Origin of the sequence: Flagellimonas sp. 389, assembly GCF_018449435.1 — a bacterium.
Lineage (GTDB): Bacteria > Bacteroidota > Bacteroidia > Flavobacteriales > Flavobacteriaceae > Flagellimonas.
Genome location: NZ_JAHCMU010000016.1, coordinates 102036 through 116837, shown reverse-complemented (window position 1 = coordinate 116837; position 14802 = coordinate 102036). Strand labels below are relative to the sequence as shown.

General features: G+C 38.4%; 15 protein-coding genes. 5 read left to right on the top strand and 10 right to left on the bottom strand.

Features of this window, described 5'->3' with window-relative positions; translation table 11 throughout:
* Window positions 1–85: 85 nt before the first annotated feature.
* The 7 genes from KIM67_RS14525 to KIM67_RS14495 form a co-directional block, all read right to left on the bottom strand.
* Window positions 86–382 carry a hypothetical protein gene (locus KIM67_RS14525; protein ID WP_213832279.1) on the bottom strand — a complete coding sequence of 99 codons (297 nt, stop codon included), beginning with the start codon at window positions 380–382 and terminating at the stop codon, window positions 86–88.
* 52 nt (window positions 383–434) lie between these two features.
* Window positions 435–950 carry a DUF6787 family protein gene (locus KIM67_RS14520; RefSeq protein WP_213832278.1) on the bottom strand — a complete coding sequence of 172 codons (516 nt, stop codon included), beginning with the start codon at window positions 948–950 and terminating at the stop codon, window positions 435–437.
* A gap of 30 nt (window positions 951–980) precedes the next feature.
* Window positions 981–1427 (bottom strand): DUF6146 family protein, encoded by a 447-nt coding sequence (locus KIM67_RS14515; RefSeq protein ID WP_213832277.1) that lies wholly within the window; start codon window positions 1425–1427, stop codon window positions 981–983.
* Between the two features lie 70 nt (window positions 1428–1497).
* On the bottom strand, window positions 1498–2139 hold the full coding sequence (locus tag KIM67_RS14510) for a DUF937 domain-containing protein (RefSeq protein WP_213832276.1): 642 nt from the start codon (window positions 2137–2139) through the stop codon (window positions 1498–1500).
* A gap of 74 nt (window positions 2140–2213) precedes the next feature.
* Window positions 2214–3164 carry a D-2-hydroxyacid dehydrogenase gene (locus KIM67_RS14505; protein ID WP_213832275.1) on the bottom strand — a complete coding sequence of 317 codons (951 nt, stop codon included), beginning with the start codon at window positions 3162–3164 and terminating at the stop codon, window positions 2214–2216.
* Between the two features lie 127 nt (window positions 3165–3291).
* On the bottom strand, window positions 3292–4356 hold the full coding sequence (gene serC, locus KIM67_RS14500; RefSeq protein ID WP_213832274.1) for a 3-phosphoserine/phosphohydroxythreonine transaminase: 1065 nt from the start codon (window positions 4354–4356) through the stop codon (window positions 3292–3294).
* Window positions 4357–4471: 115 nt separating this feature from the next.
* Window positions 4472–5518 carry an acyl-CoA reductase gene (locus tag KIM67_RS14495; RefSeq protein WP_313788445.1) on the bottom strand — a complete coding sequence of 349 codons (1047 nt, stop codon included), beginning with the start codon at window positions 5516–5518 and terminating at the stop codon, window positions 4472–4474.
* 88 nt (window positions 5519–5606) lie between these two features.
* Here KIM67_RS14495 and KIM67_RS14490 point away from each other — a divergent pair, with 88 nt between their 5' ends.
* From KIM67_RS14490 to KIM67_RS14470, 5 genes are all read left to right on the top strand, one after another.
* Window positions 5607–5960 carry a 4Fe-4S dicluster domain-containing protein gene (locus tag KIM67_RS14490; RefSeq protein WP_163418976.1) on the top strand — a complete coding sequence of 118 codons (354 nt, stop codon included), beginning with the start codon at window positions 5607–5609 and terminating at the stop codon, window positions 5958–5960.
* A gap of 292 nt (window positions 5961–6252) precedes the next feature.
* On the top strand, window positions 6253–7347 hold the full coding sequence (gene ychF, locus KIM67_RS14485) for a redox-regulated ATPase YchF (RefSeq protein ID WP_213832273.1): 1095 nt from the start codon (window positions 6253–6255) through the stop codon (window positions 7345–7347).
* Window positions 7348–7459: 112 nt separating this feature from the next.
* Window positions 7460–9310, top strand: coding sequence for a DNA topoisomerase IV subunit B (locus KIM67_RS14480; RefSeq protein ID WP_213832272.1), 1851 nt, complete (start codon window positions 7460–7462; stop codon window positions 9308–9310).
* A 30-nt stretch (window positions 9311–9340) separates the two neighbouring features.
* Window positions 9341–11968, top strand: a complete 2628-nt coding sequence (locus KIM67_RS14475; RefSeq protein ID WP_213832271.1) for a DNA gyrase/topoisomerase IV subunit A — start codon at window positions 9341–9343, stop codon at window positions 11966–11968.
* Between the two features lie 67 nt (window positions 11969–12035).
* The gene (locus tag KIM67_RS14470) at window positions 12036–12992 is read left to right on the top strand and encodes a sterol desaturase family protein (RefSeq protein WP_213832270.1); all 957 of its coding nucleotides are present in this window, start codon (window positions 12036–12038) and stop codon (window positions 12990–12992) included.
* Window positions 12993–13077: 85 nt separating this feature from the next.
* Here KIM67_RS14470 and KIM67_RS14465 read toward each other — a convergent pair whose 3' ends face one another.
* From KIM67_RS14465 to KIM67_RS14455, 3 genes are read right to left on the bottom strand one after another with little or no spacing between them, the layout of a single operon-like run.
* Window positions 13078–13893: a TerC family protein gene (locus KIM67_RS14465; protein WP_213832269.1), complete on the bottom strand. Its 816-nt coding sequence runs from the start codon at window positions 13891–13893 to the stop codon at window positions 13078–13080.
* A 2-nt stretch (window positions 13894–13895) separates the two neighbouring features.
* A complete protein-coding gene (locus KIM67_RS14460) occupies window positions 13896–14273 on the bottom strand; it encodes a DNA topoisomerase IV (RefSeq protein WP_213832268.1) in 378 nt (125 codons plus the stop codon).
* Window positions 14274–14316: 43 nt separating this feature from the next.
* Window positions 14317–14712, bottom strand: coding sequence for a helix-turn-helix transcriptional regulator (locus KIM67_RS14455; RefSeq protein WP_213832267.1), 396 nt, complete (start codon window positions 14710–14712; stop codon window positions 14317–14319).
* Between the last annotated feature and the right edge of the window lie 90 nt (window positions 14713–14802).

Sequence of the window (14802 nt, the reverse complement as noted above, 5' to 3'; positions counted from 1 at the left end):
TAACTTAAAAGAACTTAAGACACTGGTTAGAAACATTAATCAACCTAGCATCAATTTTAATCTTAGGTAATTTTTTAACAAATTCTTAAAAGGAGGGAGGGGGTCTGGAAAAGAGTTGAAATGCATTGGACGCTTTAGAAAATACTTGAGGGGTTTCCGTGAAGCGTTTGACCTCTAAAATGGTATGATAATTAGAGCTAATAAATTGTGATGGAATCTCCAAGTCAGAAGTTTGGCTCTCAAGTGCAATATCACAGATTTCACAATTTTCAATAGCATTACAGTCATCATTTTGATGAGTATATACATGTAATGCTGACACTTTGATAAGCATCAAAAAGGTAAAAACTAAAAGGCCAGCAATCCTTTTCGTCTGCAACATGCTACAAAGCTAGGTAAATTGAGAGATTAAATTATGTTAAGAAAAATATAATTTAAGGAATCAAGAACCCTAAACCCATACGTTTGAGCATCTTTTTCTCAAAATTCCAGAAAAATTGAAACTGTCCAAAGAGCCATCCAAAGAAAACCAAAAGTATTTGATAGATGGGAAAAATAAGAAGAATACGCGCTGTCCAAAAAATCCATCCACTTACGGTAGCTTGCTTTAGCCCTATCAGTTCCGTTAACGGTCCAGCTAATTTACCGGAAATACTTCCTGTAATTGCAAAAACAATAAATATGGCAATCATCTCCCATCGCTGTTCCACAGGCCATTTATTGGATAATTTCTTAAAACACCAAAGAAAAAACTTTACCATTATAAAAAAAAGTAAAGAACCGATACCTAGTGTGAAAAGCCACTCAAAAACTGTATTGTTCAGGTCTAAAAGATGTAAAAACCTCCTTGAAATCAGGTAAGCGGTAAGTATGGTTAAGAAAATGCCTAGAAAAGGGAAAAGTAATTGCCAGTTCTCAGTAATATCCCACCTTTTTTTAATTTTCTCCATCAAAGTAAATTCGATGGTAAAAATAATACATTAAATTCTAGGAATGAAAGGTCCCAACCGTTGATTATACTTTCGTTGGAAGTAAATAAAATAATTATAGAGCTTATAGTTTACCTCATAGCCGTAATCTATGTTGGAATCATAATTGATTTGAAGTTCATATAAATTAGGATTGTATCGTTGGGGCTGCATCACCCTTTGGTTCCAATTGATTACAAGAATATTGTTTCTGTTTTCCAAAAAGCTTTGGGAGTAGTAGCCTCGTGGCTGGGCTATGCTTAAAAGCCAAGTATTGAATCCCGGGTCGATAATTATGATTTCGTACTCAGATTCTTCATCCTTGATTTCTACGGCATCACCTTCTTCTATGTCAAAATAGGCCTGTTCTTGTTTGGAAATCTCCAGTACTTCTTTTTGCGATGAACAAGCCATTACCGAAACAAGGACGATGAATAAAACTAAAATTCTCTTTTTCATAGAAATAAGATACAAAAAAAAGCCATTTGGAATTCCAAATGGCTTCGTTAAATATTGTTAAGGCAGTTACTTACTTACCAAATAGGCCTCCCAATACTCCTCCAAGACCACTGCTTTTTTGATTTCCACCACCTAAGACCATTCCAGCCAAATCGTCCATGATACTTCCATCTCCATCAGAATCCAAAAAGCTTTCGATAAGGGACTGCTGTTTATCAGCAGCAGTGTTGCCTCCCATGAGTCCACCTAATAATCCGTTTAGCCCATCAGGACTGTTTACATTTTGTTGTTTGGTCTGTTTACCCAAATAACCCAATAAAATTGGAGCGGCAATTTTCAGTATTTGTGAAATTGAGCCTGCATCTATTCCTGATTTACTGCTCAACGCATTTTCAACCTGTGGTTGTTTGGCTCCAAATACATGACCTAAAATACCAGCACCATCATCCATTACACCTTGGTCTACACCACCACCGAAAAGTCCGCCAAGATCATCTAAAATACCACCATCATGTTTTGATGAAAGCGCACTCATTAAACCTTGCGCACCTCCAGGTGTTGAAGTATTTTTTTTCATGGCCCCCATTAAAAGTGGCATGGCCATACTCAATACCTCTGCAGTTTTGTTTTCGGGTTGACCGGTTTGGCCGGAAACACCGCTAATTAATTGTTTGCCCATTGGGCTGGTCAATAAGTCTAATAATCCTGACATTTTATAGTGTTTAGTTTATGGTACAAAATACAAAAAAGAATGTATTGAACATCTTTGGTACTTGAAAAAACGGATTAGTTTAACAAGTCTATTATTTGATGTGCAAGTTCTAAACTGATACGTTCCTGAGCTTCTACGGTAGATGCTCCGGTATGAGGAGTCAAAGATATTTTTGGATGCATCAATATTCTGATTTCTGGATTGGGTTCGGATTCAAATACATCCAATCCTGCAAATGCTATCTTTCCGTTCTCTAAAGCATCTATTAAAGCGACTTCATCTAAAACCCCACCACGTGAAGCATTTACAACTGCTGCTCCAGTCTTCATTTTCTCAAACTCAGCTTTACCAAGTACGTAATTTTTCTGTGCTGGGACATGAATTGTAATGAAATCTGAATCTTTGAGCAACGTATCAAACTCATTGTTTTTTAAACTGAAATTTACAGTTTGTCCATCATAGAAAGAAATTTCCAAGGAAGCCTCTGTGGTATGATGGTCGTTAAAAAGGACTTTCATTCCCAAACTTAGTGCCACTTTAGCGGTAGCTTGTCCGATTCTGCCAAAACCGATAACCCCCAAAGTTTTACCTCTGAGTTCTGTGCCACCGGCATAGCTTTTCTTTAATTGCTTGAACTTGCTATCACCATCCAATGGCATATTTCGGTTGGAGTCATATAAAAATCGCGCCCCGCTCAATAAATGGGCAAATACCAGTTCAGCAACAGATTCTGAAGAAGCGGCAGGGGTATTGATCACATGTATACCTTTTGATTTTGCATGAGCTACGTCAATATTATCCATCCCAACACCACCACGACCTATCAATTTTAAGCTAGGGCAATCATCGATCAAGGATTTTCTGGCTTCGGTGGCACTTCGTACCAATAGCCCAGTAATTTTATGTTCATTGATAAAGTTGGAAAGTTGTTCTTTTGCTACCTTGGTTGTAATGACTTCAAAACCTTCTTTTTGAAGTAAGTCGTTTCCTGATTGAGCAATGCCATCATTGGCCAATATTTTCATAAATGTTGAATTGTTGGTTGTAAGGGTTAAATTTTTCCTGACTTATTTTTAAGATTTTATTTTGGCCTAACGCCTAACGCCTAACGCCTAACGCCTAACGCCTAACGCCTAACGCCTAACGCATGGACTAGCCTTTCTTTTCAAGTTCACTCATAATATCCACCAAAACCCCTACGCTTTCAAGGGGTAGCGCATTGTACATGGATGCACGGTAACCACCAACAGACCTATGGCCGTTTATTCCATTGATTCCGGCTTCCTTGCATTTTTCATCAAAGATTTCCCTTAGAGAGTCATCGGTAATATTAAAAGTTGCATTCATAGTAGAGCGGTCTTCCTTGGCGGCAAAGCCTGAGAAAACAGGATTCAGTTCTATTTCAGAATAGATAAGATTGGCTTTTCTTTCGTTAATTTCTTCAATTGCAGCGATACCGCCAAGGTCTTTTAACCACTGCATGGTCAACATAGAAACGTAAACGGGGAAAACGGGCGGTGTATTGAACATACTGTCTTTTCCAATATGAACGGCATAATCCATCATTGAAGGGATATTTCGAGATACCTTACCCAGAATATCCTCTTTTACCACGATCAGCGTAGTTCCGGCCGGACCCATATTTTTTTGAGCACCTGCATAAATTAAATCAAATTTCGAAAAATCCATCTGGCGTGAGAAAATATCGGAACTCATGTCGCAAACGAGTGGAACATTGGTCTTGGGGAATTCCTTTATCTGCGTTCCAAAAATGGTGTTGTTGGATGTTAAGTGTAGATAATCCAAATCTGAGGGAATGGAATACCCTTTCGGTATATAATTGAAGTTTTGATCTTGTGACGAGGCCACTTCGACTACTTCACCAAACAATTTAGCTTCCTTTATGGCTTTTAAACTCCAGGTACCTGTATTTACATATCCTGCTTTTTTGTCGAGCAGATTAAATGCAGCCATTAAAAACTGCATACTTGCCCCGCCTTGAAGGAATAATGCTTGATACCCTTTTCCTTCCAAGTCCAGAAGCTCTAACGCCAAAGAACGTGCGTTTTCCATGATGGCGACAAACTCTTTGCTTCTATGGGATATTTCTATCAGGGAAAGACCCATTCCATCCAGTTCCATAACGGCTTCAGAAGCTTTGAGCATTACTTCTTGTGGTAAAATGCAAGGTCCTGCGCTAAAATTGTGCTTTTTCATATCTTAATCATCTAGTAACCCACTAAAAAGTTGAGTTGGTTTTTATTGTTGAATCAAGCGATAAAGGTCTTAAAAATTCTTGGATATGGAAACTACTTTAAGCTCTTCGAGTCTTTTAAAGTTGTAATAGAAACTCTAAGGTGTCTACTCCATCAGCGTAGTCATTTAACTTTGGTTTTTGAGTTTCACCAAAATCAACTTCATTTGAAAGCAATCCTTTGGAAACTACACATTGAATATCGTCTTTTTGTAGTTCTAACTGTTCCTTTAGCTTGGGAATTGAATCATAATATTCATAAAATAAGGAAGCTATGGGGGAGGAGAGGCTCTTATCTTCTTTTAGTACTAAGAATCCGTTATCCAAAATCTTAAATTCGCTCATAAGATAAACTGCCTTGTTGTAATCGTAATTATTGGCGTATTTATGCTGATGGATTATTTCCTGAAAATTGAAAATAACTTTAAAGAATTCATCAAAATCATATCCTTCTGGAACATATAATTTGGAAACATTCCTACATCCGAGGCCGTAATACTTAAAAACATCTTCTCCTAAGCGCTGAAGCTGTTCTTTAGTTTCTTTTCCTGTCAATACAGCGACTGCATTTCTGTTTTTGCGGATGATGTTTGGTTTTTTACCAAAATAATACTCAAAATAGCGACTGGTATTGTTGCTGCCAGTGGCAATTACAGCATCATATGTTTCAAATGTTCCTTCGGTAAACTTCATACAATGGTTTAAACCAGGTTCTTGTTTGATCAGATATTCAGCAAAAAAAGGTAGAAGCACAGTATCATTAGAGGATAATTTTGCCAAGACATTGTTACCGCTTAAAAGTACACACAGAAAATCATGGAAGCCCACTAGGGGAATGTTTCCCGCCATAACGATACCAATGGTTTTTGGTTCTTGTTCTTCCTCAAGATTATAACGCGAAAGCCATTCAGTTAGGTTTTGATGGGTCAATTCCCTCGACCATTGCTCAAGGGAAAACAGCACATTTTCTCTTGTGAACCAACCGTTTTGCTGTCCTGCCTTAAGAATTATATGCTCTATATCCGCATATGTTCCACTTTCATCGGTTTTATGGTTTTCACAGAAATCCTTAAGGTATATTCCAAGATTAACAAAAGCTTCCAATATTGATTCGTGTGCCATCATTATATTTGTACACTAAACTACTAGGGTTTATTTTTGTGTAAAAATAAGCATGCCAAAATGATTACGGCATACTGAGAAAAAGAAAATTATGGCAATCATTATAACAGACGAATGTATCAATTGTGGTGCCTGTGAGCCTGAGTGCCCCAATACCGCAATTTATGAGGGAGCGGATGAGTGGCGTTACAGTGACGGCACTTCGCTTTCCGGTGATGTGGTCCTGCCAGATGGCAAGGCTGTCAATGCCGATGAAGTACAAGTTCCCATTAGTGATGAGATTTATTACATATCTCCAGATAAGTGTACAGAGTGTATGGGCTTCCATGAAGAACCCCAATGTGCAGCAGTATGTCCGGTAGATTGTTGTGTCCCAGATGAGGATATTGTAGAAACAGAGGAAGAACTGCTTGGAAAACAGAAGTTCATGCATCCAGATGGATAGCAATAAAAAACCCTTAATTTAGCCCGAATCAAAAAGATTCGGGTTTTTTATGCAAAAGAAAGAAGGAGCATATAATGGATTTTGGAAGAAAGCGGGGTGCTTTCTTTCGCTAATTGCCATTTTTACTATAATAGTAAGTATCGGATATGCACTTTACGTGTTTTTCATTCGTCAAATATTGTATTGATAGAATCACTTCAACATCAAAAACTTCAACTTATATTTGCACGCTGAAATTGGTAAACGGATTTCGGTAGTCGGAAATCTGAATTCTTAAATCTAACATCTCATCATGAAAGCCGGTATTGTAGGATTGCCCAATGTAGGAAAGTCGACCTTGTTCAATTGTTTGTCCAATGCGAAAGCACAAAGTGCCAACTTCCCGTTCTGTACCATTGAACCCAATATTGGAGTGGTCAATGTTCCCGATACCCGCATAGAAAAGTTGGAAGAGCTGGTCAATCCAGAACGCGTTATTCCAGCAACAGTTGAAATTGTAGATATTGCCGGCTTGGTAAAGGGTGCCAGTAAAGGAGAAGGATTAGGAAATCAATTTCTGGGAAATATTCGAGAAACCGATGCCATTCTTCATGTGCTTCGTTGTTTTGATAATGACAATGTTGTTCATGTCGATGGCTCCATAGACCCAATACGGGACAAAGAGACCATCGATATGGAGTTGCAGTTGAAAGATTTAGAGAGCGTAGAAAAGAAATTGGACAAAGTAAAACGAGCAGCAAGGACAGGAAACAAAGAGGCCCAGAAGGAAGAAGCCGTTCTTTCCATATTAAAGGATGGACTGGAGGCGGGTACCTCTGTGCGTGCAATTTCAGTGAGCGATGACGACCGAATCGAATATGTAAAACCGTTGCAGTTGATTACGGACAAACCCGTAATGTATGTTTGCAATGTGGATGAAGAGGCGGCTGTTGATGGTAACACGTATGTAGAAAAAGTAAAACAAGCCGTGGCCAAAGAAAATGCCAAAGTTATTTATCTGGCTGTTGGCACAGAAGCTGATATTACCGAATTGGAAACCTATGAAGAACGCCAAATGTTTTTGGAAGATTTAGGGCTATCCGAGCCAGGTTCAGCCAAATTGATTCGGGGAGCATACAAGTTATTGGATTTGGAAACCTACTTTACGGCAGGAGTCAAAGAAGTTAGGGCTTGGACCATTCCTGTAGGCGCTACGGCGCCCCAAGCCGCGGGTGTTATCCATACTGATTTTGAGAAAGGATTTATCCGTGCAGAGGTAATCAGTTATGATGATTACATTAATTACGGAAGTGAATCCAAAGTAAAAGAGGCAGGGAAAATGCGGGTGGAAGGCAAGGAATATGTGGTCAAGGACGGCGATGTTATGCATTTTAGGTTCAATGTATAATTTTTAATGGCAATACCGTATTCTATCAACAGCTTTTGTTGATTACTTTCTGCGCCGCACACTTCTAGTTTTGTTGCTAAATTTTATATTAGCGAGGATTAACCCTTAATTAATGGCAGATACCAAGTATACTGAGGATAATATTCGTTCCCTGGACTGGAAGGAGCATATTCGCATGCGTCCAGGAATGTATATTGGTAAATTGGGAGACGGTTCCTCTGCAGATGATGGTATTTATATCCTTTTGAAAGAAGTAATCGACAACTGCATCGATGAGTTTGTTATGGGTGCGGGTAAGACCATTGAGATTGCTATTAAAGAAAATACAGTTCATGTTCGTGATTATGGCAGGGGCATTCCTTTGGGAAAAGTAGTGGATGTAGTTTCCAAGATGAACACTGGGGGGAAGTACGATACGCGGGCATTTAAAAAATCTGTTGGACTCAATGGTGTGGGTACAAAAGCGGTAAATGCGCTTTCCAACTTTTTTAAAGTGGAATCCGTAAGGGACGGACAATTAAAGACCGCTGAATTTAACGAAGGTAACCTAATGCATGAAGAATTGATGGATTCTTCAAAACGCCGCGGTACCAAAGTCAGTTTTGTTCCTGATGAGTCCATCTTCAAAAAATACAAATACCGAAATGAGTATGTGGAGCGCATGCTCAAAAATTACGTATATCTCAATCCAGGCCTGACCATTATTTTCAATGGTGAAAAATTTCATTCGGAAAACGGATTAAAAGACCTGCTAGAGGAAAATAACAACCAGGAAGATTTTTTGTATCCCATAATCCATTTAAAGGGTAATGATATTGAAGTTGCCCTTACCCATAGCAGAACACAGTACAGTGAAGAATATCATTCCTTTGTAAACGGACAGCATACGACGCAAGGAGGAACCCATCAAGCAGCATTTCGGGAAGCTTTGGTAAGAACCATTCGTGAACACTACGGGAAAAACTATGATGCTTCTGATATTCGGAAATCAATTATTTCTGCCATAGCCATAAAGGTCATGGAGCCGGTTTTCGAAAGTCAGACAAAGACAAAATTGGGCTCAACGGATATGGGCGGTGATTTGCCTACCGTTCGGACTTACATCAATGACTTTATTGGCAAGTATCTAGATAATTTTTTACATAAAAATCCAGATACCAAAGACGCAATCCAGAAAAAGATTGTGCAAGCAGAAAAAGAACGCAAGGAGCTTTCTGGAATTCGAAAACTTGCAAGAGATCGCGCCAAAAAAGCTAGTCTACATAACAAAAAACTTCGGGATTGTAGGGTTCACCTTCAAGATATGAAGAAGGATAGGCGGTTGGAGTCCACACTTTTTATTACTGAGGGTGATTCCGCATCCGGTTCCATAACCAAATCACGTGACGTTAATACCCAAGCTGTTTTTAGTCTTCGAGGAAAACCATTGAATTCCTATGGAATGTCCAAAAAGATTGTTTATGAGAATGAAGAGTTTAATCTGCTTCAGGCTGCACTCAACATCGAGGATTCCATGGAAGATTTGCGCTATAATAACATCGTAATTGCTACGGATGCCGATGTGGATGGAATGCATATACGATTATTGCTGATTACTTTCTTTCTACAGTTTTTTCCTGAGTTGATAAAAGAAAACCATCTCTATATCTTACAGACTCCGCTTTTTAGGGTGCGCAATAAAAAAGAGACCATTTATTGCTATAGCGAAGATGAAAGGCGAGATGCCATACAGAAGCTCACGGGCAAACCTGAAATAACACGATTTAAAGGGCTGGGTGAAATTTCTCCGGATGAGTTCAAACATTTTATCGGAGACGATATTCGTTTAGAGCCTGTAATGTTAGATAAGGCCATGAGTATTGATAATCTATTGAAATTCTACATGGGAAAAAATACACCAGACAGACAAGAGTTTATAATAAAAAACCTTAAAGTAGAACTTGATTTAGTTGAGGAAAATTAATTGTAAACCAAATAAATGCACGTTTTCTAAATGAGCGAAAATGAAGAACTGAACGATGAAGGGTTAGAAAACCAACAGGGTTCCCAAGATACATTGACCAAAGTAACGGGAATGTACAAGGACTGGTTTTTGGACTACGCATCCTACGTTATTTTGGAACGGGCTGTTCCAGCTATAGAAGATGGTTTTAAACCAGTTCAGCGCCGGATAATGCACTCCTTAAAAGAACTGGACGACGGTCGTTACAATAAAGTTGCCAATGTAGTTGGGCATACCATGCAATATCATCCCCATGGTGATGCGAGTATTGCCGATGCCATGGTCCAAATAGGGCAGAAGGACCTTCTTATCGATACGCAAGGGAACTGGGGCAATATCCTTACTGGCGACAGTGCGGCAGCATCACGATACATTGAAGCTCGGCTCTCAAAATTTGCGCTGGACGTCGTGTACAGTCCCAAGATTACGGATTGGCAATTGTCTTATGATGGTAGAAAAAAGGAACCTATAAATCTTCCGGTTAAATTCCCGCTTTTATTGGCACAAGGTGCGGAAGGTATTGCTGTAGGTTTGTCTACCAAGGTGCTGTCCCATAATTTTAACGAACTTATCGATGCTTCCATAAAACATCTCAAAGGGCAGCGCTTTCAATTATTTCCAGATTTTCCAACCGCTGGGATCATTGATGTTACCAATTATAATGAGGGTATGCGCGGTGGGAAGATTCGTGTTCGCGCCAAAATTTCTACGTTTGATAAAAATACCTTGGTCATCAATGAGATACCTTATGGAACCAACACATCTTCCTTGATTGATTCCATCCTCAAAGCCAATGACAAGGGGAAAATCAAAATAAAGAAGATTGAAGACAATACTGCAGCGGAGGTTGAAATCTTAGTACATCTGCCCAGTGGGATTTCTCCAGATAAGACGATAGACGCACTGTACGCATTTACAGCTTGTGAATCTTCTATTTCACCTTTGGGCTGTATTATTGAAGATAATAAACCTTTGTTTATAGGGGTTAGGGAAATGTTGGTCCGTTCAACGGATTATACGGTGGAATTATTGAAGGCTGAGCTTGAGATACAGCTTAGGGAGCTGGAAGAGCAGTGGCATTTTGCGTCGTTGGAGCGTATTTTTATCGAAAACAGAATTTATCGGGATATTGAAGAAGAGGAAACATGGGAAGGAGTAATTGCAGCTATTGATAAAGGCTTAAAACCCTTTACAAAAAATCTGAAAAGAGCGGTAACGGAAGATGATATTGTTCGCTTGACCGAAATCCGAATTAAGCGTATCTCTAAGTTTGATTTAGAAAAAGCGCAACAGCTTCTTGATAGTTTGGATGAACGAATTGCCCAGACCAAACATCATTTAGCGCATTTGGTGGAGTATGCGATAGACTACTTTAAAGAACTTAAGAAGAAATACGGAAAAGGGCGGGAGCGCAAATCGGAAATAAAGGTATTTGATGATATTGAAGCAACAAAGGTCGTTATCAGAAATACCAAATTATACGTAAACCGGGAAGAAGGTTTTATTGGCACTTCACTTAGAAGGGACGAATATGTGACCGATTGTAGTGACATTGACGACATCATTGTTTTTACCAAGAATGGCGAGATGATGGTTACGAAGGTGGACTCGAAGACGTTTATTGGGAAGAATATCATCCATGTAGCGGTCTTTAAGAAAAAGGATAAGCGGACCATTTACAATATGGTCTATAAAGATGGCAGGGGAGGCCCCAGCTATATTAAAAGATTTAATGTCACGAGTATAACCAGGGATAAGATATACCACTTGGCCGCAGGAAAAGCAACGGCCGAGGTATTGTATTTCTCTGCAAACCCTAATGGCGAAGCTGAAGTTATTACCGTAATGCTAAGGCAGTCTGGTAGTATTAAGAAGCTAAAATGGGATTTGGACTTTGCGGATTTATTGATAAAAGGGAGGGCATCCAAAGGAAATCTAGTTACCAAATACCCTGTTAAGCGAATTGAACTGAAAGAGAAGGGAGTGTCAACGCTAAAACCAAGAAAGATTTGGTTCGATGATATTGTAGGACGTTTAAATGTAGATGGGAGAGGAGAGCTTTTAGGTGATTTTAAGGGAGACGATTTACTATTGATAATCGACCAAAAAGGAAAAGTAAAGACAATACCGCCCGAATTGTTGACCCGATTTAATGAAGATATGATAGTACTGGAAAAATGGAATCCAAAAAAACCAATTTCCATAGTTCATTATGAAGGTGAAAAAGAACGCTATTACATTAAGCGTTTTTTAATCGAGAATGCGAATAAGGAGGAACAGGTAATTTCAGAACATCCTAAATCCTTTTTAGAGTTGGTATCTACGGATTGGCGGCCAGTGATCGAAATTGAATTTCCAAAACCAAGAGGGAAAGAAGCCAAACCCAATCAAGAGGTCGATGTGGAGAATTTTATCAGCGTTAAGGGAATAAGGGCTATAGGAAATCAATTGACAAGTGAGAAAGTCAAAAATATTAACGTTTTAGAATCTTTGCCGTTTGAAGAGCCAGAAGAGCAGCCAACTAAAGAGATAGAGGTGATTGATGAAGAATCTATAAGTTATCCCGATGACAGTATAGAATCAAAAGATGAAGGTTCTGATCAAACAACTTTGTTTTAAAGCATTTTTCTGCCTATTTTTCCGTTCAAGTATTATGCACGCTAACCCAATTACTTAATATTTCTTTATGGATTTCACCAACCCGTTAGTTTACGGAGTGCCCGTTTTTATTGCTTTTATTTTGTTTGAACTTACCTATAGCAAAACACATGGTGATGACCATTTGTACAATTGGAAAGATTTAGCTGCAAGTGGTTTTATGGGAATTGGCTCTGCACTTCTTGGTCCTTTGTTTAAGGTTATATTCGCTATCGTCCTTTTTGAAGGAGTTTATGAGCTTTGTAATCCCATGGTAGATGGGGTACGACGTAACTTTTTAGGTTACGAATCTTTTGGTTATGCTTGGTATGTATGGATTTTATGCCAATTAGCAGATGATTTTACGTATTATTGGTTCCATAGGGCCAATCACGAAATACGGGTTCTTTGGGCAGCGCACATTGTTCATCACTCTTCAGATAATTTTAATTTAGGTACTGCGGTTCGAAACGGTTGGTTCACTATTCTGTACAAACCATTGTTTTACATGTGGATGACGGCAATTGGGTTTCCACCAGAAATGGTAGTGGTCTGTCTTGGTATCGAAGCTTTGTGGCAATTTCAATTACATTCCGTATACGTTCCTAAACTCGGCTTTTTAGAAAAGATTTTTAATACCCATACTATGCATCAGGTCCACCATGCACAAAATGTAGAGTATTTGGATAAAAACCACGGTGGATTTTTGAATATTTTTGATAAAGTATTTGGAACTTGGAAAGAGTTGGATGATGATGTAGATGTAAAATATGGGGTAATCCATTCACCCGAATCCTACAATCCTGTTGTTATACTTACACACGAGTTTAAAGATATTTGGAACGACATGAAAAAATCCAAAAAGCTATCCCATAAACTCATGTATATCTTTGGACCTCCAGGATGGAGTCATGATGGTAGCACACTTACTGTGAAACAACAGCAAAAATTGCACTTCGAACATAAGAAACTAAACCCTAAACTATCTTTTAACCGCCCTAATTAAGATTAAATCTCAAATTTCTCAACTAGCAGCTATCAGTAAACAACGTTATTCTGATTTTCTATCTAGTCACTATCTCTAAGAATTCTTATTCCTTTACTGTAGCTTCTTTTGTTTTTACCTTATTCTTTCTCATTCTTAAGTCAAAGAACTCCACCATTATTGAAAATGCTATGGTGAAATAGAGGTATCCTTTTGGAATGGCTCCTATTTCGTTATCGAACACCACAAGATGAGATAGGTGTGCAGCTTCTGTAATGAGCATGAAGCCGATTAAAATAAGAAAAGATAGACCTAGAACCTGCACGGAAGGATGTCTATTCACAAACTCCCCAACAGGGTTGGCGAACAGCATCATAATAACAACAGAGATGACCACTGCGGTAATCATTAATATCAAGGCGTCTGTTGGGTTTGGAGAAATACCATTGGTCATACCAATAGCAGTTAATATAGAATCAAACGAAAAAACAATATTGATTACAGTAATCTGAACGATTGCGTTGGTCAACGAATTTGAGCGCGATTTGGTCACCTCTCGCTCATCGTGCCCTTTATCTTCAATTTTTTCTCGAATCTCCTTGGTGCTTTTATAAAGGAGAAAGAGTCCACCGGCAAATAGAATAACTGCTTGCCAGCTCAAACCACCAGTTATCCATGATTCATCAAGAATAAGGAAAGGTTTTTTCATTTTGGTCAGCCATGTTATTCCGAACAAAAGCACTATCCGCATGCCCATTGCTAAAAACAACCCGATATTGGTAGCTTTTTTTCTGTCCTTTTTTTCGAGCTTGCCAGCAGCAATGGAAATAAATATAATATTATCTATTCCTAGAATGATTTCTAAAAAGGTCAATGTCAGCAATGCCATCCAGGCATCGGGACTAGCGAAAATTTCAAACATGGTCAGTTAATTTTAAATGCTGTTCCCTTAAACTTGCGTTTATCGTTAACGGCATTATATTCAAATGTATAAGAAGAATCTGAAGTAGTCAATATTTTTATGTGAATCGATTTTTCTTCAGCCTTGCTTTTTGGATTTTTATTTTTAAGGATGTACTCGCACTCATTTATCCATCTTACAGAGGAAGTGTCCTGTTTCCCTTCAAAATAATCAACTTCGGTATCTTCGGTTCTAAAAAAAGTAGTTTCCTTTTCCTCTCCATCGATACTGCTTTTAAAAGAAAACTTTCCTGTTTTGAAATCGCTACAATTTCTTTTTGGAGGAGCACTACATGAAAAAAACACAATAAGGCCCAAAAAACAAAATACCTTTTTTATCATGTATGCAAAGAAAGTGCAAAGAACTGAAAATTGACAGCTGGCGCTAATCATTTTTTACCTCAAATGATTCAAAAGTGCCATCCGTATAGAATATTACAATTCTTGAAGGTGTGGCGTCTTTAGTTTTATTCATCGGTATAGGAAAAACTTCTTTTGGAAGTTTTTTATTTTCTTGTACGACCTCCTTTTGGGTAGGGGAAGTGTTTTTGTCTTTTTGAACTGATGGAAAAGTTCCTTTGCCATTCAATAGCCAATACAGGTTTACTTCGGGATAGGTTTTAATGACCTTTAAGATGAAGTCCAAACTTGGTTTATTTCTTCCGCTAAGCAAATGGGAAATACTGGAACGTTGTACACCAATACTGTCAGCAAACGTGGAAACCGCCAGTTCGTAATGGTCGATTATTGTTTTAATACGTTCCGTAATCTCTTTGCTCACAATTGTAAACGATTTAGATAGTGAAGGTATTGATAATTGAATCCTTAATGAAAAATTTTAACTTAAATATTCATATATTATTGAATTAAT

What these genes read in the sequence shown, in the direction of transcription:
- KIM67_RS14525 (WP_213832279.1), bottom strand. Translation starts at nt 382, where the DNA reads ATGTTGCAGACGAAAAGGATTGCTGGCCTTTTAGTTTTTACCTTTTTG.
- KIM67_RS14520 (WP_213832278.1), bottom strand. Translation starts at nt 950, where the DNA reads ATGGAGAAAATTAAAAAAAGGTGGGATATTACTGAGAACTGGCAATTA.
- KIM67_RS14515 (WP_213832277.1), bottom strand. Translation starts at nt 1,427, where the DNA reads ATGAAAAAGAGAATTTTAGTTTTATTCATCGTCCTTGTTTCGGTAATG.
- KIM67_RS14510 (WP_213832276.1), bottom strand. Translation starts at nt 2,139, where the DNA reads ATGTCAGGATTATTAGACTTATTGACCAGCCCAATGGGCAAACAATTA.
- KIM67_RS14505 (WP_213832275.1), bottom strand. Translation starts at nt 3,164, where the DNA reads ATGAAAATATTGGCCAATGATGGCATTGCTCAATCAGGAAACGACTTA.
- serC (WP_213832274.1), bottom strand. Translation starts at nt 4,356, where the DNA reads ATGAAAAAGCACAATTTTAGCGCAGGACCTTGCATTTTACCACAAGAA.
- KIM67_RS14495 (WP_313788445.1), bottom strand. Translation starts at nt 5,518, where the DNA reads ATGATGGCACACGAATCAATATTGGAAGCTTTTGTTAATCTTGGAATA.
- KIM67_RS14490 (WP_163418976.1), top strand. Translation starts at nt 5,607, where the DNA reads ATGGCAATCATTATAACAGACGAATGTATCAATTGTGGTGCCTGTGAG.
- ychF (WP_213832273.1), top strand. Translation starts at nt 6,253, where the DNA reads ATGAAAGCCGGTATTGTAGGATTGCCCAATGTAGGAAAGTCGACCTTG.
- KIM67_RS14480 (WP_213832272.1), top strand. Translation starts at nt 7,460, where the DNA reads ATGGCAGATACCAAGTATACTGAGGATAATATTCGTTCCCTGGACTGG.
- KIM67_RS14475 (WP_213832271.1), top strand. Translation starts at nt 9,341, where the DNA reads ATGAGCGAAAATGAAGAACTGAACGATGAAGGGTTAGAAAACCAACAG.
- KIM67_RS14470 (WP_213832270.1), top strand. Translation starts at nt 12,036, where the DNA reads ATGGATTTCACCAACCCGTTAGTTTACGGAGTGCCCGTTTTTATTGCT.
- KIM67_RS14465 (WP_213832269.1), bottom strand. Translation starts at nt 13,893, where the DNA reads ATGTTTGAAATTTTCGCTAGTCCCGATGCCTGGATGGCATTGCTGACA.
- KIM67_RS14460 (WP_213832268.1), bottom strand. Translation starts at nt 14,273, where the DNA reads ATGATAAAAAAGGTATTTTGTTTTTTGGGCCTTATTGTGTTTTTTTCA.